The organism is Motilibacter deserti, assembly GCF_011250635.1.
Taxonomy (GTDB): Bacteria; Actinomycetota; Actinomycetes; order Motilibacterales; family Motilibacteraceae; genus Motilibacter_A; species Motilibacter_A deserti.
This window is the reverse complement of record NZ_JAANNP010000001.1, coordinates 798,459-820,826: the sequence shown is the minus strand read 5'-3', so window position 1 is coordinate 820,826 and position 22,368 is coordinate 798,459. Positions and strand designations below refer to the sequence as shown.

The window sequence follows — 22,368 nt, the reverse complement described above, 5'->3', positions numbered from 1 at the left end:
GTCCGCGCGGACTCCTGCGTTCTACTACTACCTCGCCTGCGGAACGGAGATGCCGACGATGGTGCACCTGCGCCCGATGACCGTGCACGACGTCGAGGCGGTGGCCGCCGTGGTGGACGCCGCCGACCGGGCCGCAGAGCGCCGGCCCGGGGACGACTACCGGCCGCCGAGCGACGAGCAGCGCGGGGTCATGGACCGGGGGACCCGGCGCTTCATCGAGCGGGACCCCGCGGGCGCGTGGGTCGCCGATCGCGACGGCGAGGTCGTCGGGATCGCCGAGGCGATCCGCCGCGGGCCGTTCTGGGGCCTGTCGATGCTCTTCGTGCACCCGTCGGCGCAGAGCCAGGGCGTGGGGCGCCGGCTGCTGGAGACGGCGCTGGCGTACGCGGACGGCGCCGAGCTGCGGATGATCATGACGTCGTCGGACCCGCGCGCCCTGCGCAGGTACTCGCTCGCAGGGCTCGACATCCATCCGGCGGTGAACGCTGACGGCGTGGTCCACCGCTCCGCGATCCCGGCCGGGCTGCCGGGGCGGGCGGGGGACGAGGACGACCTCGACCTGGTCGAGCGCGTCGACGTCTCACTGCGCGGGTCGCGCCGCGAGGACGTGGAGTTCATGCTCGCGACCGGCGCGCGGCTGGACGTGATCGACAGCCCGGACGGCTCGGGGTACGTCGTCAGCCGCTCCGATCGCGTCGCGATGCTGGGGGCGACCGACGAGCGCACGGCGACCGCGCTGCTGTGGCGTGCGCTCGCGCAGGCAGAGGGCAAGGCCCACATCTCCTGCTTGACCGCGCAGCAGGACTGGGCAGTGCGCGTCGCGCTCACCGCGCGGCTGTCGGTCGCGCCCACCGGGCCGCTGTTCGTCTCCGGCATGGAGCGCCCGCCCGGCCCCTGGATCGCGAACGGCTGGTACTTCTGACCCTCGGCCCACGTATCTCGCAGGCCCTCGCACGCCGTCGGGTGAGGTGAGCGGCCTTTCCCGGCCAGCGCTCACGTCCCGAGATGCCGGTTTCGCCGGACTCGATCTTGGGACGACGGTACGTTCCCGACGTCGACGTCCGCTGACGCGAGTGACGACACTCGCGCAGCGATCTGCTCCGGGGGGCTTCGTGGTCGATGCGAGTGCAGCCAGGACGTCCGCCACGCGATATCTCTGCGCGGCGGCCCATCTGAACGAGCGCTTCACGCGCCGGGTCCTCGACGAGATCGTCTACCAGCCGTTCCGCGCGGTGGCTCCGTCGCACGGCGTCGACGTGACACCGGTGCTCCGGCACTGCCTCGCGGCCCGGCAACGGCTCATGGCCCGGGACGCGACCGTGCTGCTGCTCCTGCTGGTCAGCGCAGTCATCGCCTTCACACTGACGATCACGCTCTTCATCGTGCTCGTCGCGACCGTGGTGCTGACGAGCTGGGCGCGCGGCACGCGGGCCGCCCAGGGCCATCAGACCCTCGTCGGGCTGGGTGTCGCCCTGGCGGCCGTCCTCCTCGTGCTCCCGCTCACGGTGAGCGTCGTCTCCGGTGGCCTCGAGCTGTTCGACGGCGGCTCGGACCTCGGCTACGACGAGTCGGAGAGCCTCTCGCGCGGTACGCTCGGCGGCCTCGCCCTGCTGTTGCTGGCGCTCTGGGCCGTCTGCTGGGCCGAGCGCGTCGTCGCGCACCGGGTGATCGTCGAGGAGCTGAGCCCCGGGCGGTTCGACCCGACGCAGGCGCCGCCGGAGCCGGGCGCGCTGTCCCCGCGGCTGGACTACATCGACCGCGCCCAGTGGGGCAACGTGACCGTCTACTCGGAGCTGCGGCCGCACAACCCGTTCGTCGGGTCGGGCTCCGCCGACACACCCTGGGGCTTCGCGATCCCGCTCGTGCCGGCGGAGGTGTCGCTGAACAACGGGCGCCCGGCGCCTGCCCCGCTGACGGCCGCGCAGCTCTACGACGACATGCAGGCGGCCCTGCTCTCGCTGGGGGACCCGAGCCTTCCGCCGAACGAGCGCGTGAACAACCTCGTGGTCGAGGACCGGGTCTTCGTGGCCGGGCTGCTACCTCCCGACCATCCCGCGCTGGACCGACGCACGCACAGCCCCAAGGCCGAGCGGGACGCCGCCGAGGTCCGACAGCTGTCGCTGGGCGTCCGAGGGGCGGTCCGGCACTACCAGAGCGCCCGCATCACCTCCTGGGACGGGCAGGTCGCCGTGACCGTGTTCGCGTACGTGGCGATCCAGGGGAAGACGCTCTACATCGAGATGGTTCCCACGGTCCTCCCGCCGATCCTGCCGCTGTACCGCTCGATCGACGGCTACCACCGCCTCGACGGCACGGCAGTGGCGCGCGCGGGCTACACCGCTCTGCGCCTCCTCGCCCGCACGATCGTCAGGGCGCCGGTCCGACTGACCGAGGAGCTCGTGGGCTCGCTGCGGCGGGAGCTCGCCTCCGCCCGGGCCGCGTCCGACATCGGCTCGCACCTCGCGTACGACTACGGCGCGACCTGCAGCGTTCGCGAGCTCGGGTCCTACGCGAACGCCTCGCTCGACCGGCTGTTCTTCCAGTCGCTGGACGCCCACCGCCACATCCAGGTCGTCGTCGAGCGCCTGACCGACGCGGTGCAGCAGACGCTGGTGCGCCACGGCTACTCCACCGGCGAGCTGGTGCAGCAGGTCAGCAACGTGGTCAACAACGGCGTGTGGGTCGGGGGCAACGTGAACAACAGCGGCAACCTCGGCATGGGCGCCGGCGCTCGTGCGGGCGGGGCGCCGGCGGGCGCTGCGAGCGGACGGCGGGCCTGAGGTGGAGCGGCAGGCACCGGCGGCCAACAGCGGCGTCTACGTCGGCGGCGACTTCACCAACTCGGGCAATGCCGCCGTCGGGCACGGCGCCAGCGTCAACGTCGGGGCCGACCCGGGCACGGAGGCGGCGCTCGCCCGTACGCGCGAGCTGGCCCGGCTCGTGGCGGCCCCGGAGTACGACCGATACCCCGGAGCGCTCGCCGCGCGCTCGCAGCTGGGCCGGCTGCTCGAGACGCTCGACGACGACCCGCGGTCGCCCGAGGTGACGACCCTGGCGTCGATGGTCAGCGGCAACCTGTCCGAGGTCGCCGGCGTCTCCGACGCGCTGGCCGCCATGCGCGAGGCGTTCGGCCGACTGGCGGGGTGAGCGATGCGTACGTGCACGAACTGCGGAGCCGCAGTCGCCGACGCCACCGTCCGCTTCTGCCCGAACTGCTGGGTCATGCTCCCCACGCCGAGCGATCTCCCGAAGCGCAATTCTCCGATTCCCGTGCCGCCCGAGGGGAGGCCGCCCTCCGCGACCGTCGGGTTCGCCGATGGCGGGCCGGCCGGGCCGCGCACACCGAGCGGTGCCAGGCGGCCGAACGTCGTGGCCATCGTCGCCGCGCTGCTCGTCGGAGCGGTCCTGGTCGTGGGGGGAGTGCTCACCCTGGGGGGCGGGGACGACGAGCCCGCCTCGACGGCCGAGCCCGTCGGCGGTGCTGCCGCGGGCGCTCCAGGTGGCGAGGAGGAGCTCTACCCCGACACCGCCCCGATGGACGACGGGTTCGTCGACGTCCCCGACCCCGCACCGTCGCTCGCGGAGCCGACCGAGGCCGTTCCTCCCGAGCCGGAGCCGGAGCCGGAGACGACGGCGCCAGACGCCGGATCTGCGCTTCCGACGTCGATGTTCTACACCGTCGTCATGAGCAGCAACACCGCGGCGGACGGCGGCCATGAGGCGGCACTCGAGGACGCGCGCAACATCGAGGCGGCCGGCTACGAGGCGCTCGTCTTCCGCTCCGACGACTACAGCAACCTCCGGCCGGGCTACTGGGTCGCGGCGGCCGGCGTGCACAGCACTCTCGCGGAGGCGCGAGCGGAGGCGAACGCCTTGCGCGACGTCGTCCCGGGCATCGAGGTGCCCTATCCCCGCTGCGTGGGGACGGAAGAGGAGTGCCCCGATGACGACCTCTCCTCCTGAGCGCGCAGCCCCTTCACGGCGCAGCGTGCTGCTGGCCGCGGCCACGTTGCCGCTCGCCGCCCAGCTGCCCGCCGCCGCGGCGCCTCGCCGGCCGTTGCGCGTCCTCCCGCGCGACAGCTGGGCCCGCGGGCTTCCTCCGCGCGGGCCGCTCCCGCGGGAAGCAGCGGGCGACGTGCGCTTCCTGCTCGTCCACCACACGGCCTCCACCAACGACTACGGCAGGGGGGACGTCGCCCCTGCGCTCCGGTCGTTCTTCCGCTTCCACACCGGGCCGGACAAGGGGTGGCCCGACCTCGCCTACAACTTCCTGGTCGACCGCTTCGGCCGGGTGTGGGAGGGACGCAGTGGCAGCCTGGCCGGCCCGGTGATGCCGAGCGCGACCGGCGGGACGCAGGGCTTCAGCCAGCTGGCGTGCTACATCGGCGACCACACGAGCGAGCCCCCGACCCCCGCGGCCGAGCGGGCGATGGTCTCGCTGCTGGCGGTGCTCGCCGACCGCTACGCGCTCGACGTGCCCGGGACCGCGCGCTTCGTCTCCCGCGGCTCCAACCGCTGGCCGGAGGGGCGCTCCGTGACCACGCCCACGATCGCCGGGCACCGGGACATGTCGCTCACCACGTGCCCCGGAGAGACGGTCTACCGGCAGCTCGGCCGCTACCGAGCCGACGTGAGCGCGCTGCGCGCCCCCGCCCGGTCCACCGCCTCCGCGAGCCCTTCCGCGCCCGCGCCGGCGTTGGCCCGCCCGTCGGCCGCTCCGGAGCCGTCGGGCGCGCAGCCCGCGGCACCTACGCCGGCCTCAGCCGCCGCCCCGCCGGAGGAGGAGGACGGCGGGCTCCCGCTCGGGGAGCTGGCGGTGGCGGCGGGGGCGGGGACGATCGCAGTCGCCGGTGCCGCCGCGGTTCGCGCCCTGCGCGGCCGCAGGGGAGGCTGAGCGGGCGCGTGGCGACCGTCACAGGCTGAGCGGGCGGGACCGGGACGTACCCCATCGTCTCCTGCGTTGAACAATCCGTGACCCGATCGACCTGGCTGCCGAAGCGCGTGCTCGTCACCCGCTCCGCCGCCGAGCTCCCGCACGGACGGCAGATCGTGGACCGCTGCGCGGCCGCCGGAGTGGAGGACGTGCAGCTGCTCCGGACGGACCGGCTGCCCAGCCTCGGCGGCGACGACCCGCGGTCGGCGTACGCCTTGGCGAAGTCCACCCTCGCCGTGGTCGTCGCGCCGCCGTCCAAGCGCAAGCTGCAGCCCATCCCGCCGAGCGCGGACTGGCGCGTGGACCTCGCCGAGGGGTGCCCCGCCCACTGCCAGTACTGCTACCTTGCCGGCTCGCTCGGCGGGCCGCCGATCACCCGGGCCTACGCGAACCTCGACGAGATCCTCGACGCCGTCCCGCAGCACGTCGGCGGCGGCGCCGTCACGAGCGGGACCGAGGAGCGCGGCCACGAGGGCACGACGTTCGAGGCCTCCTGCTACACCGACCCGCTGGGCATCGAGCACCTGACCGGCTCGCTGTCGGCCGCCATCACCCGGTTCGGCACGCAGGACCTCGGCGGCCCCGTCCAGCTGCGGTTCACGACCAAGTTCGACGGCGTCGATCCGCTGCTGGCGCTCCCGCACAACGGGCGGACCCGGGTCCGGTTCTCCGTCAACGCCGCGTCGGTCGAGCGCTTCGAGGGCGGCACCGCGCGCTCGCAGGACCGGCTGTCCGCGCTGGGCCGCCTCGCGTCGGCGGGCTATCCGGTGGGGCTGACCATCGCGCCGATCATGCCCGTCGAGGGCTGGCGCGAGGAGTACGCCGCGCTGCTCGACGCGGTGTCGGCGGCCGTCGCGGGTGTTCCGCAGCTCGACCTGACCGCTGAGCTCATCACGCACCGCTTCACCCCGAAGAGCAAGGAAGTGCTGCTCGGCTGGTATCCGCGCACCAAGCTCGAGATGGACGAGGACCTGCGTCGGCAGAAGCGCGGCAAGTTCGGGGCAGTGAAGCACGTCTACCCGGCGCCCGTGATGAACGAGCTGCGCTCGTGGTTCGACGAGGCCTTGGCGACGCGCTTGCCCGAGGCTCGATTCCTGTATTGGACGTGACATGAGCGCACTGCTGGACGTACGCCGGATCTACGTCGAGCCCGCGGCGGCCGAGCTGCCGCGGGGGCAGGAGATCCTCGCCCGCTGGCCGGACGCCACGCGGGTCGAGGTCGCCTCGCACTGGAACATCCCCGAGCTGCACGGCGACGAGGCCAACGTCGACCGCTGGGTGCGCATCAAGACCGAGGCGCTCGTCCTCGGGGTCAAGAAGTCGCTGGCGGCACGCCCGAACGGCCGTTCGTCGGACTTCATCGCGCCCTCCACCGCCAACGGCTGCGCGATGGCCTGTGCCTATTGCTACGTGCCCCGGCGCAAGGGCTACAGCAACCCCATCACCGCCTTCGCCAACATCGACGCGATCACGGGCTACATCGCGCGCCACGTCAAGCGCCAGGGCGTCAAGACCGAGCCCAACCAGTGCGATCCGCAGGCGTGGGTCTACGACATCGGCGAGAACAGCGACTGCTCGGTCGACGCGCTCGTGAGCGACAACGTGCGCGACCTCGTCGAGCTGTTCCGGCTGATGCCGACGGCCAAGGCGTCCTTCGCGACCAAGCACGTCAACCGCGACCTGCTCGACTGGGACCCGCAGGGGCGCACCCGGGTGCGGTTCTCGTTGATGCCCGACCGGGTCTCCCGGCTCGTCGACATCCGCACCTCACGCGTCGCCGAGCGGATCGCCGCGATCGACGACTTCGTCGAGGCGGGCTACGAGGTGCACCTCAACTTCAGTCCCGTCATCGTGCACGACGGGTGGCTCGAGGACTGGGCCGAGCTGCTGGACCAGGTCGACGCCGGCATCGGCCCGCAGGCGAAGGCCCAGCTGGCGTGCGAGGTCATCATGCTCACCCACAACCAGGCGCTGCACGAGGTCAACCTCGGCTGGCACCCGAAGGCCGAGCAGGTGCTCTGGCGGCCCGACCTGCAGCAGACGAAGCGCTCCGAGAGCGGCGGGGTGAACGTGCGCTACCGCACCGGCCAGAAGGGCCGCTACGTCAGCGCCCTCACTGACCTCATCTCCGAGAAGCTGCCGTACTGCCGCGTGCGCTACGCGTTCTGACGCCGAGCGCCCTTGCACCCCGCCCGGGGATCTGCGACCGTGCCGCAGCGAGCGGCGAGGAGGCGGAGTGCAGGTCGACCTGAACTGCGACGTGGGCGAGGGCTTCGGGGTCTGGGAGCTCGGCGCCGACGACGAGCTCCTCGCCGTGGTCACCAGCGCGAACGTCGCCTGCGGCTTCCACGCGGGCGACCCGTCGTGGATGCGCCGGACCTGCGAGCTCGCGGTCGAGCGCGGCGTCGTCATCGGGGCGCAGGTGGGGTTCCCGGACCTGCCCGGCTTCGGGCGCCGGCACCTGGAGATGACCGAGGCCGAGCTGGCCGACGCGGTGCTGTTCCAGATCGGGGCGCTCGACGCCTTCGCGCGCGCCGCGGGGGCGCGGGTGGCCTACGTCAAGCCGCACGGCGCTCTCTACCACGCCGCCGCCCGGCGCCCGGACTACGCGGACGGCGTGCTGCATGGCATCCTCCGCTTCTCCGCACCGCTCGCGGTCGTGGCTCCGCCCGGCTCGCTGCTCGGGCGCGCCGCCGCGCAGGCGGGGCTCGAGGTCGCGCTCGAAGGCTTCGTCGACCGGAGATACACGGTCGACGGCGGCCTCGCCCCGAGGTCGCAGCCGGACGCGGTCCTCACCGACCTCGACGAGGTGCGCCGGCAGGCGGTGCGGCTGGCGACGGAGGGGCACATCGCCGGAGAGGTGCGTACTTCGCTGGCGACGTTGTGCGTGCACAGCGACACCCCGGGCGCGGCCAGCGTCGCGCACGAGGCCCGACGAGCGCTGACGGATGCAGGAGTCGAGATTCGGCCTTTCGTCCGGGCGGGCTGACGTGCCCGACATCCGCCCCTGCGGCGACTCCGGACTGCTCCTGGAGATGGGGAACGCAGGGGACGTGCTCGGCGCGTACTCGGCGCTCGCCGCCAGCGTGCCGCCCGGCGTCACCGACCTCGTCCCCGCGCAGTGCACGATCCTGGTGACCTACGACCTGCACACGACCACCGCCGACGCGGTCGCCTCCTGGCTGCGCTCGACGCCGCCGACGGCGAGCGACGCCCCCGACGGCTCCGTGGTCGAGATCCCCGTGACGTACGACGGGGAGGACCTCGCCGAGGTCGCCGCCGCTGCCGGCACGACCGTCGAGGAGGTCGTCCGGCTGCACTCCACCGCGGGCTACCGCGCCGCCTTCTGCGGCTTCGCCCCCGGCTTCGCGTACCTCACCGGGCTCCCCTCGCAGCTGCACCTGCCGCGGCGGCCGACGCCGCGTACCCGTGTCCCCGCCGGCGCCGTCGCGATCGCCGGGGAGTACTCCGCCGTCTACCCCGGCGCCTCGCCCGGAGGCTGGCACCTGCTCGGCACCTCGACAGCAGCGATGTGGGACCTGTCGCGCGACCCGCCCGGGCTCGTGCAGCCCGGGGACTCCGTGCGGTTCGTGGTGGCGCGTTGATCGAGGTCGTGCACGTCGCCGGCCTCGTGACCGTGCAGGACTCCGGCCGCCCCGGCTATGGGCGTTGGGGGGTGTCGCCGTCCGGTGCCGCGGACCGGTCGAGCCACCTGCTCGGTGCCCGGCTCGTCGGCAACGACGGCTGCGCCGCCACGCTCGAGCTGACGCTCGGGGAGGTCACGCTCGTCGCCCACGAGCGGCACATCGTCGCGGTGACGGGGGCCCCGGCGCCGATCACGCTCGACGGCGCCCCGATGCCGTCCCTGCGCCCCCTCGTCCTGCAGCCGGGCCACGAGCTGCGGGTCGGGCGGGCCACCCACGGGCTGCGGACGTACGTCTCGGTGGCCGGCGGCGTTGACGTGCCGCGGATTCTCGGCTCGCGCTCGACCGACACGCTGTCGGGCATCGGCCCGCCGCGCCCGCAGGTGGGGGACGTGCTCGCGGTCGGCGCCCCGACCGGGAGACCGGTATGGGACGTCGACCTGCCGGCCGAGCCGCACCTGGGCCTCGCCGGCTCGCTCGCCGTGCGCCCCGGCCCGCGCGCGGACTGGTTCGAGCCGCAGGCACTGCGGGTGCTGACGGGCTCGGACTACGAGGTGACCCCCGACAGCAACCGGGTCGGAGCCCGCCTGCACGGCCCTGCGCTGGTGCGCAGAGTGAGCCGTGAGCTGCCTCCGGAAGGCATCGTCAGGGGCGCGGTGCAGGTGCCCGCCGGCGGGGAGCCGCTGGTGTTCCTCGCCGACCACCCCGTCACCGGCGGATACCCGGTCATCGGCGTGCTCGCCCCGTCGGACGTGGACCGGCTCGCGCAGCGGCGGCCCGGCGACGTCGTCCGGTTCCGCCTCGTGACCGGCGGGTAGGCAGGAAGCCGGATTCCGGGAAGCGAGTTCGGCACCACCGCGGTCGCTCGTGCGCCGGATCCGCGGGCGGCCGCCCGTTCCCCATCCACGCGCAGGACCAGCAGGAGGGTCGATGAGCCAGCAGCCGGACCACGAGCTCGAAGAGCTGGAGGAGGACTCGGCGGTCCCGCCGCGTCCCGAGGAGGTCATCGCCGACGCGGGCGACGACCAGGCGCGCTCGCCGGGGGTGCAGCCGGTCGTGCCCGGAGCGCCGGAGGTCGCGGACAGCACGCTGAGCTGACGCGCCCTCCCGGCGTCGCGGACCACGTCGGGGGTTGTCTTCAGCGCGGCGCGTCGTAGCTCTTCCGCGCTTCGCGCTGATCGTCCTATCCTTCGTTCCCTCGGCAACAGGCAGCGTTCTCCTCCGAGGAAGAAGGCGCGCATGGCCCGGTCGAAGGCTCGTGGCGGCTCCACCCGGCTGTCGGGGGGGCAGCAGGGATCCGCCGCGCACTACAACGCTCTGCGCGACAGCGCGGACTTCCGCCAGCTGCGCGCCAGCTTCCGCGGGTTCGTCTTCCCGATGACCGCTGCCTTCCTGGCGTGGTATCTGCTCTACGTGGTCTGCTCGGCGTGGGCGCGCGACTTCATGGGGACCCAGCTGCTCGGGGTGGTCAACGTCGCCTTCGTCTTCGGCCTCCTGCAGTTCGTCTCGACGTTCCTCATCGCCTGGTTGTACGCCCGGCATGCCCGGTCGCGGCTCGACCCGCTCGCCGACCGGATCGCGCACGAGGCCGGCGCGCTGGGCGACGGGCGCGGAGGTGCTCTGTGAGCGGCGACGGGGTGCTCGCGGCGGCGGCGAGCGACGTCACCGGCGGCCAGCGCGGGCTGACCGTCGCGCTCTTCCTCGTCTTCGTCGCCATCACGCTCTACATCACGCTGCGGGCCAGCCGGCAGACGAAGACGGCGGCTGACTTCTATGCCGGGGGCCGGTCGTTCTCGCCGGTGCAGAACGGCCTCGCGATCGGCGGGGACTACATGTCCGCGGCGTCCTTCCTGGGCATCGCCGGCATCATCGCGCTCTACGGCTACGACGGGTTCCTCTACTCGATCGGGTTCCTCGTCGCCTGGCTGGTCGCGCTGCTGCTCGTCGCGGAGCTGCTGCGCAACTCCGGCAGATACACGATGGCCGACGTCGTGGCGTTCCGGATGCGGCAGCGGCCCGTGCGGGTCGCGGCGAGCGTGTCCACGATCGTGGTCTCGATCTTCTACCTGCTCGCGCAGATGGTCGGGGCGGGCGCGCTCGTCGCGCTGCTGCTCGGCATCTCCTCCGACAACGACACGGCGAAGGCGCTCACGATCGTCGTCGTCGGCCTCCTGATGATCTTCTACGTCACGGTCGGCGGCATGAAGGGCACGACCTGGGTGCAGATCGTGAAGGCCGTCATGCTCATGACCGGGACCACGCTGATCACCCTGCTGGTCCTGGCGTGGGTCGGCTTCAGCGTCAACGAGCTGCTCGACCGCGCCGCGGACCGCAGCGGCAAAGGCGAGGCCTTCCTCGAGCCCGGCCTGCGCTACGCGACCGAGGCGAGCGGCCTCACCGGCAAGCTCGACCTGCTGAGCCTGGGCCTCGCGCTCGTGCTCGGCACCGCTGGCCTGCCGCACATCCTCATCCGCTTCTACACCGTCCCGACGGCACGCGACGCTCGCCGTTCGGTCATCTGGGCGATCGGCATCATCGGCGTCTTCTACCTGATGACCATCGCGCTCGGCTTCGGAGCGGCCGCGTTCGTCGGCAGCGGCGCCATCGCGGAGCAGAACCCGGGCGGCAACACCGCCGCGCCCCAGCTCGCGAGATCGGTCGGCGACCACTTCTTCGGCGACACGGGTGGGACGGTGCTGCTCGCGGTCATCGCGGCGGTCGCGTTCGCGACGATCCTCGCCGTGGTCGCGGGGCTCACACTGGCGTCGTCGTCGTCGTTCGCGCACGACGTCTACGCCAGCGTGCTCAAGCGTGGTGAGGCGGCGGAGGGCCAGGAGGTCCGCGTCGCGCGCGTCTCGGCCTTCGTCATCGGCGCGGTCGCGATCGTGTTGAGCATCTTCGCGCAGAACCTCAACGTCGCGTTCCTGGTGGCGCTCGCGTTCGCCGTCGCCGCGTCGGGCAACCTGCCGGCCATCCTCTACAGCCTCTTCTGGAGCCGCTTCAACACCTCCGGCGCCGTGTGGGCGATCTACGGCGGCCTCGTCTCCGCCGTGACGCTGGTGATCTTCAGCCCGGTCGTGTCCGGCAAGGAGACGTCGCTCTTCACCGGCTCCGACTTCTCCTGGTTCCCGCTCGACAACCCCGGCATCGTCTCGATCCCGGTGGGCTTCGTGTGCGGCTGGCTCGGCACCGTGCTGTCGAAGGAGCGGGACGACGACAGGTACGCCGAGCTCGAGGTCCGCTCGCTCACCGGCCACGGCGCGGAGGGGGCCGCGTCGCACTGAGCGGCGGGCCGGCCTTCGCGTCCGCGAGCGTCGCGACCGCGGCCCGGCGGGGTGCGGCCGGTGATCCGATCGGGACTTGGGCCTAGCGCGAAGAGCGCCGGGCGAGGACACTGCAGCCGAGGGGAACATCCGGCGCAGGCACCAACGGAGGTGCGTCCAGTGTCGATCAACACCCAGTCGGCCCGGCAGCAGTCCGAGTCGGACGTACGCCACGCCGCCCGCGACCTGGCTCGCGCGGTCGAGGCGCTGCGGCGGGACGGCGACGACAGCCCGGACCTGCGCCGTCTCGTCCAGGACACCCAGCGGATCGCCGAGGACCTCGACCTGCTCTTCGGGCCGGAGTCTCCCGTGACCGCCCTGAGCGTGACGCCGGACGTGATCCCCGACGGCGACTACCCACCCGGCTTCTTCGCCGACGCAGAGGACGAAGGCGTCGGACGCCACCGCTAGGCCGCCGGCGTGAGCAGTGTGACGAGCGCGCCGGGGCGCGCGGAGGTCGAGGCGCGCACGCTGCGGTCGGACCGCTGGTGGGTCTCCCCGGCGGTGACCTTCGGCGTCCTGTTCCTCTTCGTCGTCTACGCGACGTGGCGCGCGTTCGAGGACCGGCACTACTTCGCCGAGCCCTACCTCTCGCCGTTCTACTCCCCGTGCCTCGCGACCAGCTGCGCGCCGGGGTCGTCCGACTTCGGCGCCGCCGCAGGCGACTGGTGGCGGCTCTCACCGGCCCTGCTCATCCTGGTCTTCCCGCTGGGCTTCCGGCTCACCTGCTACTACTACCGGAAGGCCTACTACCGCGCGTTCTGGCTCTCGCCCCCGGCGTGCGCGGTCGCGGAGCCGCACCGGCGCTACTCGGGCGAGACGCGGTTCCCGCTCGTGCTGCAGAACGCGCACCGCTACTTCTTCTACGCGGCGCTGGTCTTCAACGTGATCCTCACGTGGGACGCGATCCTCGGGTTCCGCAACGAGGACGGCGAATGGGGCCACATGGGACTCGGGACCGTGGTGCTGCTGGCGAACGCCGCACTGCTGACGGTCTACACGCTCTCCTGTCACTCGTGCCGGCACGTCGTCGGCGGCCGCCTCAAGCACTTCTCCCGGCACCCCGTGCGCTACCGGCTCTGGACGTACGTGTCGCGGCTCAACGCACGCCACATGCTCTTCGCGTGGCTCTCGCTCTTCAGCGTCGCCATCGCCGACCTCTACGTCCGCCTCCTCGCGACCGACATGTTCAGCGATCCACGGTTCTTCTGACCGCGACCGCACACGACGGGAAGGGCCTGCATGGGCGAGCACGAGCGCCACGTGTACGACGTCGTGGTGATCGGGGCGGGCGGAGCCGGCCTCCGGGCGGCGATCGAGGCACGGCAGCGGGGGATGCGTACGGCCGTCATCTGCAAGTCGCTGTTCGGGAAGGCCCACACGGTCATGGCCGAGGGAGGCATCGCCGCCGCCATGGCCAACGTGAACAGCCACGACGACTGGCAGGTGCACTTCAGGGACACGATGCGCGGCGGCAAGTTCCTGAACTCCTGGCGCATGGCGCAGCTGCACGCCCAGGAGGCGCCGCAGCGCGTCTGGGAGCTCGAGGCCTGGGGCGCACTGTTCGACCGGACACCGGACGGACGGATCAGCCAACGCAACTTCGGCGGACACGAGTACCCCCGGCTGGCGCACGTCGGCGACCGCACCGGGCTCGAGCTCATCCGCACCCTGCAGCAGCGCATCGTCGCCCTCCAGCAGGAGGACTTCCGGCAGCACGGCGACTACGAGGCGCGGCTGCGGGTCTTCGCCGAGTGCACCATCACCGAGCTGCTCAAGGACGGCCCGCGCGTCGCCGGGGCCTTCGGCTACTGGCGCGAGTCCGGGCGCTTCGTCGTCTTCGAGGCCCCCGCCGTGATCCTCGCGACCGGCGGCATCGGCAAGTCGTACAAGGTCACCAGCAACTCGTGGGAGTACACCGGCGACGGCCACGCGCTCGCCCTCCTCGCCGGCGGGTCGCTGGTCAACATGGAGTTCGTGCAGTTCCACCCGACCGGGATGGTGTGGCCGCCGAGCGTGAAAGGGATCCTCGTCACCGAGTCGGTCCGCGGTGACGGCGGTGTGCTGCGCAACTCCGAGGGCAAGCGCTTCATGTTCGACTACGTCCCCGACGTCTTCCGCGCGAAGTACGCGGAGACGGAGGAGGAGGCGGACCGCTGGTACGCCGACCCCGACTCCAACCGCCGGCCGCCCGAGCTGCTCCCGCGCGACGAGGTGGCCCGAGCCATCAACAGCGAGGTCAAGGAGGGCCGCGGGTCGCCGCACGGCGGCGTCCTGCTCGACGTGTCCAGCCGGCTGCCCGCCGACGTCATCCGGCGCAAGCTGCCGTCGATGTACCACCAGTTCAAGGAGCTGGCCGACGTGGACATCACGGCCGAGCCGATGGAGGTCGGCCCGACCTGCCACTACGTCATGGGCGGCGTCGAGGTGGACCCGGACACCGAGGGGGCCGTCGGCGTGCCAGGGCTGTTCGCGGCCGGGGAGGTCGCCGGCGGCATGCACGGGTCCAACCGGCTCGGCGGCAACTCGCTGTCGGACCTGCTCGTGTTCGGCCGGCGCGCCGGGCTGGCCGCCGCGGCGTGGGTCGAGTCGCTCGCCGGGGACTCGCCGGCCGTCGCGGCTGACGACGTCACGGCGGCGGAGCGTACGGCCCTTGCGCCCTTCCGGGACGGCACCGCCGACAACCCCTACGCCGTGCACCAGGAGCTGCAGCAGACGATGAACGACCTCGTCGGCATCATCCGACGGGCCGGCGAGATGGAAGAAGCGCTCGACCGGCTGGAGCGGCTGCGCAAGCGGGCGGCCGAGGTCGCGGTCGAAGGGCACCGGCAGTTCAACCCCGGTTGGCACCTCGCACTCGACCTGCGAAACATGCTTCTGGTCAGCGAATGCGTCGCCCGTGCCGCGCTGCAGCGGGAGGAGTCCCGCGGCGGGCACACCCGTGAGGACTTCCCGAAGGCGTCGGCACAATGGCGGCGGTGGAACCTCGTGTGCCGCCTCGATGCCACCGGGCAGGTGTCGGTGGACCGCAAGCCGCTCGCGTCGATGCCGCCGGAGCTGCTCGGCCTCTTCGAGCGCAAGGAGCTGGCGAGCTATCTCGCCGAGGACGAGCTGGCCGGCCTGCCCGAACAGCCGACCGGGGGAGGGCCTCGATGACGTACTCCGCGCACTTTCGCATCTGGCGGGGGAGCGCCGCCGGCGGGAGCTTGCAGGACTTCGATGTCGACGTCTCCGAGGGCGAGGTCGTGCTCGACATCGTGCACCGCATCCAGGCGACGCAGGCCCCCGATCTCGCGGTCCGGTGGAACTGCAAGGCCGGCAAGTGCGGCTCGTGCAGCGCCGAGGTGAACGGCCGGCCGCGGCTCATGTGCATGACCCGGATGAGCGTCTTCACCGAGGACGAGGCGGTGACGGTCACGCCGCTGCGGGCCTTCCCCGTCCTGCGCGACCTCGTGACCGACGTGTCGTTCAACTACACGAAGGCGCGCGAGGTGCCGTCGTTCGCGCCGCCCGAGGGGCTGGCCCCGGGCGAGTTCCGGATGCAGCAGGTCGACGTGGACCGGAGCCAGGAGTTCCGCAAGTGCATCGAGTGCTTCCTGTGCCAGAACGTCTGCCACGTCATCCGTGACCACGAGGACAACAAGCCGGCGTTCGCCGGGCCGCGGTTCTTCGCCCGGCTCGCCGAGCTCGAGATGCACCCGCTCGACACGGTCGACCGGCGCAAGCGCTCGCAGGAGCAGCACGGTATCGGCATGTGCAACATCACCAAGTGCTGCAGCGAGGTGTGCCCGGAGGGGATCAAGATCACCGACAACGCGATCATCCCGATGAAGGAGCGGGTCGCGGACCGGAAGTACGACCCGGTGCGGTGGCTGGGGGCGCGGATCGGGCGGCGGGGGGATGGGGGAGCGGAGGTGTAGCCCACCCGCCCGCCCCAGCCGCGCGCCGTACTCCGCGCGGAGTACGGCGAAGTGTCTGCCGTGGCCGGACGCGTCAGCGCCGGTGGCTTGCCAGCCTGATCGCCATGACCACTGAACAGCGGGCGCCAGCCTCGACCGCACCTCGTACCAGACCGAAGAGATCACCGGCCAAGACCCTGCTGCCCTGGCTCATGGTGGCCGTGTGGGTCGGGCTGCTCGTGGGCGGCTACTCGCTTGCCGGCAAACTGGACTCGGTGACCCGCGACGGCCAGGCGGACTATCTGCCGGCCAGCGCCGAGTCGACCAAGGTGCTCCAGGCCGAGGCCGAGCTGCCCGGAGGTGAGAGCGGCCTGCTCGTGGTCTTGTACGAACGACCCGACGGCCTGCAACCGGGCGATCGGGACGCGCTCATCCGTGGCCGCGCCGCGCTGTTGCAGCGGTTCGGCAACGACACCGGTGCACCGCCCCGGATCATCGCCTCGAGCGACGGCACAGCCCTGATGTACGCCCTGCCGCTCGGCCGCGAGGAGGGCGGCGCCACTGCGGAGGCGCGTGGCCTTCTGGCGGACCGGCCGAACGGTCTGAACGCCTATGTCACCGGTCCGACCGCGCTGGGGGCCGACATGGACGAGGTCTTCGACGCCGTCGACGCCACGTTGATGCTCGCTACCGCCGTGGTGGTGGCGGTCCTGCTGGTCCTGACCTACCGCAGTCCGTTGCTGTGGCTGGTCCCGCTCGCGTCGGTCGGGGTCGCTGCGATCATGGCGATGGGTGTGGTCTACGCACTCACCCAGATCCTCGACGTCACCGTGACGAGCATGAGCTCCGCGCTGCTGATCGTCCTCGTCTTCGGCGCGGGCACCGACTACGCCTTGCTTCTCGTGTCTCGCTACCGCGAGGAGCTGCACAACTGGGAGCGGCCGATCGACGCGATGCTGGCGGCGCTGCGCGCGGCCGGCCCGGCGATCCTGGCTTCGGCGGCGACCGTGGCAGCCGGCCTGCTGTGCCTGGCGGCCGCGGATCTCAACAGCATCAGCGGTCTTGGGCCCGTGGGTGCGACGGGCATCGGGGCCGCGCTGCTCGTCATGCTGACGCTCTTCCCGGCCCTGCTGGTGGTGCTCGGACGTCGGGTCTTCTGGCCGTTCGTGCCGCGACGAGGGATCGAGGCACGCGCATCCGGTTCTCGGTGGGCTCGGCTCGGCGAGTTGGTCGCGCGCCGCCGCGTCGTCGGCTGGTCCGTGCCGCTGGCGATCCTGGGCGGTCTCGCGCTGGGCACACTCGGTGCCAGCGGCTCGCTCCCGCAGCTGGACCAGTTCGCCCGTTCGACACCGGAGTCGGTGGCCGGGGCCAAGCTGATCGAGGCGCGCTACCCCGACCAGAGCGGTCAGCCGCTCACGGTGATGAGTCGGCCGGACCAGAGCCGCGAGGTCCTGACCGCCGTCGAACGTACGCCGGGGGTTGCCGAAGCCGAGATCGACCGGACCAGTGAGGACTGGGTGGAGATCGTCGTGATCCCGGTCGACCCACCGGACAGCGCAGGTGAGACGGTCACGATCAAGCAGCTGCGCGAGCGCGTGCACGAGGTCGCCGGCGACGCCGTGCTGGTCGGTGGGCCGAGTGCCGAGAGGCTTGACGAGGCCGAGACCAACAAGAGCGACCGCAACCTGGTGATGCCGCTGATCCTGCTGGTGGTGCTCGTCATCCTCGGGCTGCTGCTGCGGGCGATCGTGGCCCCGCTGGTACTGGTCGCCACCGTCGTCGTGTCGTTCTTCGGAGCCCTCGGACTGTGCAGCCTGTTGTTCGAGCAGGTGCTCGGCTTCGCCGGGTTGGAGCCGTCGGTGCCCCTGATCGGGTTCCTCTTCCTGGTCGCCCTCGGCGTCGACTACAACATCTTCTTGATGACCCGGGTACGCGAGGAAGCTGCTCGGCACGGCACTGTCGACGGGACGAAGCGTGGCCTCGCGGTGACCGGTGGCGTGATCACCTCGGCCGGCGTCGTGCTGGCGGCGACCTTCGCGGTGCTCGCCACGCTGCCGCTCGTCATGCTCGTCGAGATCGGGATACTGGTCGCCGTCGGCGTGCTCATCGACACGTTGCTGGTGCGGTCCGTCGTGGTCCCCGCACTGACGATGTCGTTGGGCTCGCGAATGTGGTGGCCCAGCAAGCTGTGGCGCGCGGGACAGGACTGTGTCGATGACCCGGTGTGAACGATGACGGCGCTCGGTCCGCCAGCAGCCGATCGGCTGCTGGCGGCGGCGGCGTTCGTGCTCGGCGTCGGCGTCGCGTTCGCGCTCCAGGCGGTCGATTTCGACGGCGAGCGAAGCGTGGACGTGTGGGCGATCGCGCTCCTGGGCGCGATGTCGGCGCCGTTGCTGGCCCGCCGGCGCCGACCGATCCTCGTCGTCCTCGCGGTCCTCGCCGTGTCGACGCCCTACCACGTCCTCGACTACCCCCACGAGGCCACGATGCCGGCCTCGCTCGTGGCGGCGTTCACGGCGGCGCGTTACAACACGCCACGACGGCGGCCGGCCGCCGCCCTGCTGGCGGTGGCCGCGGTGACCGTGCCGGTCCTCGCCGACGAGGCGTCAGGGGCACCCGACGATGCCTTCCTCGGTGTCGGCTGGCTTCTCATGGCCTTCTTCGCCGGGCTGGCCGTGCGCTTCCACGGGAACTGGAAGGCGGCCGTCACCGCGCGGCTGGAGCAGGAGCGTGCCGACGAGGTCGAGCGGCGGGTGGCCGAGGAGCGGGTCCTGATCGCTGCCGAGCTGCACGACGTCCTGGCGCACGGCCTCGCGGTCGTGAACGTCCAGGCGTCCGTCGCTGCGCACCTGATCGACCAGCTGCCGAGGCGGGGCGATGCGTCGCTGGAGGAGCTGTCCAGCACGCTGCACAACCTCTCGGACACGAGCAGGTCGACACTTCATGAGCTGCGTGCGGTCCTGGACGTGCTGCACGGCGGCGAGGCCGAGCCGACCGAGCCAGCGCCCCACCTCGGCGAGCTGCAGCGGCTGGTGGAGATGGCCGAGGCGGCTGATGTCCGGGTCGACGTGGAGGCCGACGGGCTGCGCGACGAGCTGCCGTCGACGGTGTCCGTCGTGGCCTATCGGATCATCCAGGAGTCGCTGACCAACGTCGTGCGGCACTCGAGGGCCAAGCACGCGACCGTCCGGCTCGACCAGGACGGCCAGCGGCTGCGGATCGCGGTCGTCGACCACGGGCCCGCGCGACCGGACTCGGCCGTGACGTCGGCCGGCTTCGGGATCGCCGGGATGACAGGACGGGCACGGGCCATCGGTGGTGAGCTGTCCGCCGGGCCCGGCGAGTCCGGAGGCTTCGAGGTATGGGCCAGCCTGCCACTGCCGGAGGCGTGGCGGGTGTCGTCGTGATCCGGGTCCTGCTCGCCGACGACCAGACCCTGGTGCGTGGCGCGTTCGCGTTGCTGGTCGGGTCCGCTGACGACATGAAGGTCGTCGGGGAGGCGGGCACCGGTGACGAGGCGGTGGTGCTGACCCGCGACCTGCACCCCGACGTCGTCCTGATGGACATCAGGATGCCGGGCATCGACGGCATCGACGCGACGCGGCAGATCGTCGCCGCCGATGGATCGAGCGGCAGCAAGGTGCTGATCCTGACCACGTTCGAGACGGACGCCAACGTGCTGCGCGGCCTTCGTGCGGGGGCTTGTGGATTCCTGCCGAAGGACACCCGTCCGGACGCGCTGCTGGGCGCCATCCGCACCGTGGCGGCAGGGGAGGCGCTGCTGTCGCCCGGCGCGACCAGGGCGGTCATCACCCGTGCGCTGAGCTACCCGGACGCGCCTGCGCCGGAGCGGTTGTCCAGCCTGACGGCGCGCGAACGGGAGGTGCTTCGGCTCGTGGCCGCGGGCCGGAGCAACCAGGAGATCGCGGACGAGCTGGTCGTCAGCCCGCTCACCGCGAAGACCCACGTGAGCCGCATCCTCGCGAAGCTGGGCGCTCGCGACCGGGTCCATCTCGTGATCGCCGCGTACGAAGCCGGGCTCCTCTGAGCGTTGCAGGCATCGATCCGCCTCGAGGACTTCCGCAGCGCCAGCACTTCCCGCAGGAAGAGGCGCGCGGGACGACAGCTCGCGTGATGGTGCCGCGCCACGATCCCGGCCGGGGCAGACGGGACTGCTGCAGGTTGATTCCTGAGCCCGCTTCTACTTCCGAGTGGGAAGCACGCTTCTGTCAGTCCGCGTAGCTCTCGCGCCGCAGCACGAGGATGGTGACGTCGTCGTCCGCCGACGCCTCCGCGGTGCCGGCGCGCAGGGCCTGGCGCAGCAGTGCGTCAGCCCCGCCGCTGAGGTTGCCGGTGACGGCCGCCGTGACGCGGGCGAAGCCCACGTCGATGTCCTCGCCGCGGCGCTCGACGAGGCCGTCGGTCACCAGGACCAGCGCGTCCCCGGGAGCGAGCGTCACGGGAACCGAACGGCGCGCGCCATCGGTGACGCCGAAGGGCGTGCCGCCCCGGACGTCGACGGCCGAGCCGTGCCCGTCGCGGACGTGCAGCGGGGCGAGGTGGCCGGCGCTGGCGATCTGCGCCGTGCCCTCCTGCGGGTCGAGCAGCAGGTAGAGCACGGTGACGAGCTGCCCGCCGTCGAGCGTCTCGAAGAAGGCGTCCACTCGGCTCAGCACGGCGGCCGGCTCCGGGTCGTCGATCGCGTACGCCCGGATCACGGTGCGCGTCTGCGCCATCGCCGCGGCCGCCTGCACGCCGCGGCCCATGACGTCGCCCACGACCGCGACGACGCGCCCGTCGGGCAGGGGGAGCACGTCGTAGAAGTCGCCACCGGCCTCCTGGCCCCCGGCGGGGCTGTAGTAGGCCGCGATGTCCCAGTCCCGGATGGCCGCGAGCCCGGCCGGGAGGAGCGCACGCTGCAGCTCGAGGGCCGCCTCGCGCTCCGCCGCGTAGACCTCGGTCCGCAGCAGCGTCTGGGCGGTCTGCGCCGCCAGGGCCAGCACGAAGCTGCGCTCGTCCTTGTCGAACAGACGCCGGGTGGTGAAGCTGAACCGCAAGGCGCCCAGCGTGCGGTCGCCCACGATGAGCGGGACGGCGCACATCGACACCGTCGCGCCCTCGAACCCGCGCAGGGCGGGGAACGTGCTGTCCCGTTCGTCCTGGGACTCGAGCCACACCGCCTGCCCGGTGCGCAGCGCGGTCGCCGCCGGCAGCGGGGCGTCGAGCCGCTCCTCGCGCAGCGCGTCCACCAGGTCCTCCGCGTAGCCCACGACGCCGGGGACGGTGAGGTGATCGCCGTCCGCGGACGGCAGGAGCAGGCCGCCGCCGGAGGCGCCGAGGGCCGCGACGCCCTCGGACACGACGACGTCGGCGACGTCCTCGGGCGTACGCGTCACGGCGAGCGCGGCGGTCACCCGCTGCAGGCGGGCCGCCCGGTCGCTCGCCCGCTGCAGGGCGGCCAGCCGCTGCACCTCGTCGAGCAGTCTGGTCTCGAAGGGCGTGACGGGTTCGGGGCGGTTGCCGGCCGCGAGCTCGCGCACCTGCCGGACGACCGCCTCGACGTACCAGCGGCGGAACAGCCGGTGGGCCGGCGGCGTCTCCAGCGTCAGCAGCCGGGCGGCGCGGGAGTAGGTGTCGGCCTCGTCGAGCGCGGCGAGGTAGGCCTCGCCGGCGTCGGCCGCCGACGGCGGAAGGTGCAGCGTCAGCAGGGTCCGCGGCTCCGCGCGCTGGGCAGCGGCGAGGGCCTGCCGCTTGATCGCGTCCCGTGCGTCGGCGAAGCCCTCGACGACGGTCTCGATGAGCAGGGCCAGGTGCTCCGGCACCGCCTCCGCTCCCGACGCGTCGCGCGCGAGGCTCAGCTCGCGGACCACGTTGTCGATGTGCGCCTTCGCCGCGATGAGCAGGTCGGTCGGCACGTCCCCGAGCACCACGGTGTAGCGCTGCTCGGCCGAGGGCTCGTCGTCGTGCCACGCGGCGAGCAGCTCGTCGATGTCGACGGCCTCCTCGGGCGAGTGCGTCGTGCCGGCCTCCAGCTCGGCCCAGACGAGCTTGCCTCCGTCCGGGTCGCGCTCCACGCCCCAGGCGGCGGACACCGCGTCGACGAGGGCGAGCCCGCGGCCGGTCATGTTGCTGGTGCTGGGCGCCGGGCGGACCGGCGGGCGGGCGCTCCCGTCGTGCACCTCGATGCGGATGCGGTCGACGTCGCCGGCCACGCACACCGAGATCGGCGGGCCGCCGTGCTGCACGGCGTTGGCGAGCAGCTCGGCCGCGACCAGGGCGGCGTCGTCGGCGAAAGCGGTGGCGCCGCGCGAGACGACCTCGCGCTCGACGAAGTGACGGCCGGCGCGGACGACGACGGGACGGCCCTCGGCGTCCACCTCCAGGCACTGCCGCTGGGCGCCGGCCTCACCGGCGCAGCAGCCGCCCGCGCGCTCGGCCTCCGCGTTCGTCACCGGACGATGGTAGGGCCGAAGCCGGACCGGAGTGTGCGGCGACGCCAAGATCGCTCCGCCGAGATGTTAGGTGGAGCAACGAGCAGGCTGAGCCAAACACGTTTGGATCTTGGGGGA

At 72.5% G+C, this 22,368-nt stretch carries 21 protein-coding genes; 20 read left to right on the top strand and 1 reads right to left on the bottom strand.

Annotated elements, in window-relative coordinates; translation table 11 throughout:
* Positions 1-49 precede the first annotated feature (49 nt).
* The 20 genes from G9H71_RS03820 to G9H71_RS03725 all read left to right on the top strand — a co-directional run bounded on the left by G9H71_RS03820 (position 50) and on the right by G9H71_RS03725 (position 19,847).
* A complete protein-coding gene (locus tag G9H71_RS03820; RefSeq protein WP_166278031.1) occupies positions 50-922 on the top strand; it encodes a GNAT family N-acetyltransferase in 873 nt (290 codons plus the stop codon).
* Between the two features lie 151 nt (positions 923-1,073).
* Positions 1,074-2,780 carry a hypothetical protein gene (locus G9H71_RS03815; RefSeq protein ID WP_166278028.1) on the top strand — a complete coding sequence of 569 codons (1,707 nt, stop codon included), beginning with the start codon at positions 1,074-1,076 and terminating at the stop codon, positions 2,778-2,780.
* A 1-nt stretch (position 2,781) separates the two neighbouring features.
* Positions 2,782-3,147: a hypothetical protein gene (locus tag G9H71_RS03810; RefSeq protein ID WP_166278025.1), complete on the top strand. Its 366-nt coding sequence runs from the start codon at positions 2,782-2,784 to the stop codon at positions 3,145-3,147.
* A gap of 222 nt (positions 3,148-3,369) precedes the next feature.
* On the top strand, positions 3,370-3,963 hold the full coding sequence (locus G9H71_RS03805) for a hypothetical protein (RefSeq protein WP_166278022.1): 594 nt from the start codon (positions 3,370-3,372) through the stop codon (positions 3,961-3,963).
* The gene (locus G9H71_RS03800) at positions 3,944-4,894 is read left to right on the top strand and encodes a peptidoglycan recognition protein family protein (protein ID WP_166278019.1); all 951 of its coding nucleotides are present in this window, start codon (positions 3,944-3,946) and stop codon (positions 4,892-4,894) included. The genes G9H71_RS03805 and G9H71_RS03800 overlap by 20 nt, the downstream gene beginning before the upstream one ends.
* A 77-nt stretch (positions 4,895-4,971) precedes the next feature.
* Positions 4,972-6,042, top strand: a complete 1,071-nt coding sequence (locus G9H71_RS03795) for an SPL family radical SAM protein (RefSeq protein ID WP_166278016.1) — start codon at positions 4,972-4,974, stop codon at positions 6,040-6,042.
* A gap of 1 nt (position 6,043) precedes the next feature.
* Entirely contained in the window at positions 6,044-7,102 is a 1,059-nt protein-coding gene (locus tag G9H71_RS03790; protein ID WP_166278013.1) for a spore photoproduct lyase family protein, read from the top strand.
* Between the two features lie 67 nt (positions 7,103-7,169).
* Entirely contained in the window at positions 7,170-7,922 is a 753-nt protein-coding gene (locus G9H71_RS03785) for a LamB/YcsF family protein (protein ID WP_166278009.1), read from the top strand.
* Between the two features lies 1 nt (position 7,923).
* A complete protein-coding gene (gene pxpB, locus G9H71_RS03780) occupies positions 7,924-8,538 on the top strand; it encodes a 5-oxoprolinase subunit PxpB (RefSeq protein WP_331272729.1) in 615 nt (204 codons plus the stop codon).
* A complete protein-coding gene (locus G9H71_RS03775) occupies positions 8,466-9,395 on the top strand; it encodes a 5-oxoprolinase subunit C family protein (RefSeq protein ID WP_407939661.1) in 930 nt (309 codons plus the stop codon). Before pxpB ends, G9H71_RS03775 begins: the two co-directional genes overlap by 73 nt.
* Before the next feature lie 112 nt (positions 9,396-9,507).
* A complete protein-coding gene (locus G9H71_RS03770) occupies positions 9,508-9,675 on the top strand; it encodes a hypothetical protein (protein ID WP_166277999.1) in 168 nt (55 codons plus the stop codon).
* A 141-nt stretch (positions 9,676-9,816) separates the two neighbouring features.
* Positions 9,817-10,203 (top strand): DUF485 domain-containing protein, encoded by a 387-nt coding sequence (locus tag G9H71_RS03765; RefSeq protein WP_166277996.1) that lies wholly within the window; start codon positions 9,817-9,819, stop codon positions 10,201-10,203.
* Positions 10,200-11,861, top strand: coding sequence for a solute symporter family protein (locus tag G9H71_RS03760; RefSeq protein WP_331272728.1), 1,662 nt, complete (start codon positions 10,200-10,202; stop codon positions 11,859-11,861). The genes G9H71_RS03765 and G9H71_RS03760 overlap by 4 nt, the downstream gene beginning before the upstream one ends.
* A 159-nt stretch (positions 11,862-12,020) precedes the next feature.
* Positions 12,021-12,311 (top strand): hypothetical protein, encoded by a 291-nt coding sequence (locus G9H71_RS03755; RefSeq protein ID WP_166277993.1) that lies wholly within the window; start codon positions 12,021-12,023, stop codon positions 12,309-12,311.
* 9 nt (positions 12,312-12,320) lie between these two features.
* Positions 12,321-13,112, top strand: coding sequence for a hypothetical protein (locus G9H71_RS03750; protein WP_166277990.1), 792 nt, complete (start codon positions 12,321-12,323; stop codon positions 13,110-13,112).
* 30 nt (positions 13,113-13,142) lie between these two features.
* Positions 13,143-15,056, top strand: a complete 1,914-nt coding sequence (locus G9H71_RS03745) for a fumarate reductase/succinate dehydrogenase flavoprotein subunit (protein WP_166277987.1) — start codon at positions 13,143-13,145, stop codon at positions 15,054-15,056.
* On the top strand, positions 15,053-15,820 hold the full coding sequence (locus tag G9H71_RS03740; protein WP_166277984.1) for a succinate dehydrogenase/fumarate reductase iron-sulfur subunit: 768 nt from the start codon (positions 15,053-15,055) through the stop codon (positions 15,818-15,820). Before G9H71_RS03745 ends, G9H71_RS03740 begins: the two co-directional genes overlap by 4 nt.
* A 104-nt stretch (positions 15,821-15,924) precedes the next feature.
* Positions 15,925-18,027 carry an MMPL family transporter gene (locus G9H71_RS03735; RefSeq protein WP_166279050.1) on the top strand — a complete coding sequence of 701 codons (2,103 nt, stop codon included), beginning with the start codon at positions 15,925-15,927 and terminating at the stop codon, positions 18,025-18,027.
* 3 nt (positions 18,028-18,030) lie between these two features.
* Complete coding sequence (locus G9H71_RS03730; protein WP_166277981.1) at positions 18,031-19,206, top strand: sensor histidine kinase; 1,176 nt, start codon at positions 18,031-18,033, stop codon at positions 19,204-19,206.
* Positions 19,203-19,847 (top strand): response regulator, encoded by a 645-nt coding sequence (locus tag G9H71_RS03725; protein ID WP_166279047.1) that lies wholly within the window; start codon positions 19,203-19,205, stop codon positions 19,845-19,847. The genes G9H71_RS03730 and G9H71_RS03725 overlap by 4 nt, the downstream gene beginning before the upstream one ends.
* A gap of 181 nt (positions 19,848-20,028) precedes the next feature.
* On the opposite strand, the gene G9H71_RS03720 is transcribed toward G9H71_RS03725, so the two are convergent.
* A complete protein-coding gene (locus G9H71_RS03720) occupies positions 20,029-22,251 on the bottom strand; it encodes a SpoIIE family protein phosphatase (RefSeq protein ID WP_166277976.1) in 2,223 nt (740 codons plus the stop codon).
* Positions 22,252-22,368 lie beyond the last annotated feature (117 nt).

Coding starts and splice junctions, on each gene's coding strand:
- G9H71_RS03765 (WP_166277996.1), top strand. CDS start 9,817: ATGGCCCGGTCGAAGGCTCGTGGCGGCTCCACCCGGCTGTCGGGGGGG.
- G9H71_RS03745 (WP_166277987.1), top strand. CDS start 13,143: ATGGGCGAGCACGAGCGCCACGTGTACGACGTCGTGGTGATCGGGGCG.
- G9H71_RS03800 (WP_166278019.1), top strand. CDS start 3,944: ATGACGACCTCTCCTCCTGAGCGCGCAGCCCCTTCACGGCGCAGCGTG.
- G9H71_RS03730 (WP_166277981.1), top strand. CDS start 18,031: ATGACGGCGCTCGGTCCGCCAGCAGCCGATCGGCTGCTGGCGGCGGCG.
- G9H71_RS03770 (WP_166277999.1), top strand. CDS start 9,508: ATGAGCCAGCAGCCGGACCACGAGCTCGAAGAGCTGGAGGAGGACTCG.
- G9H71_RS03820 (WP_166278031.1), top strand. CDS start 50: ATGCCGACGATGGTGCACCTGCGCCCGATGACCGTGCACGACGTCGAG.
- G9H71_RS03740 (WP_166277984.1), top strand. CDS start 15,053: ATGACGTACTCCGCGCACTTTCGCATCTGGCGGGGGAGCGCCGCCGGC.
- G9H71_RS03735 (WP_166279050.1), top strand. CDS start 15,925: ATGACCACTGAACAGCGGGCGCCAGCCTCGACCGCACCTCGTACCAGA.
- G9H71_RS03790 (WP_166278013.1), top strand. CDS start 6,044: ATGAGCGCACTGCTGGACGTACGCCGGATCTACGTCGAGCCCGCGGCG.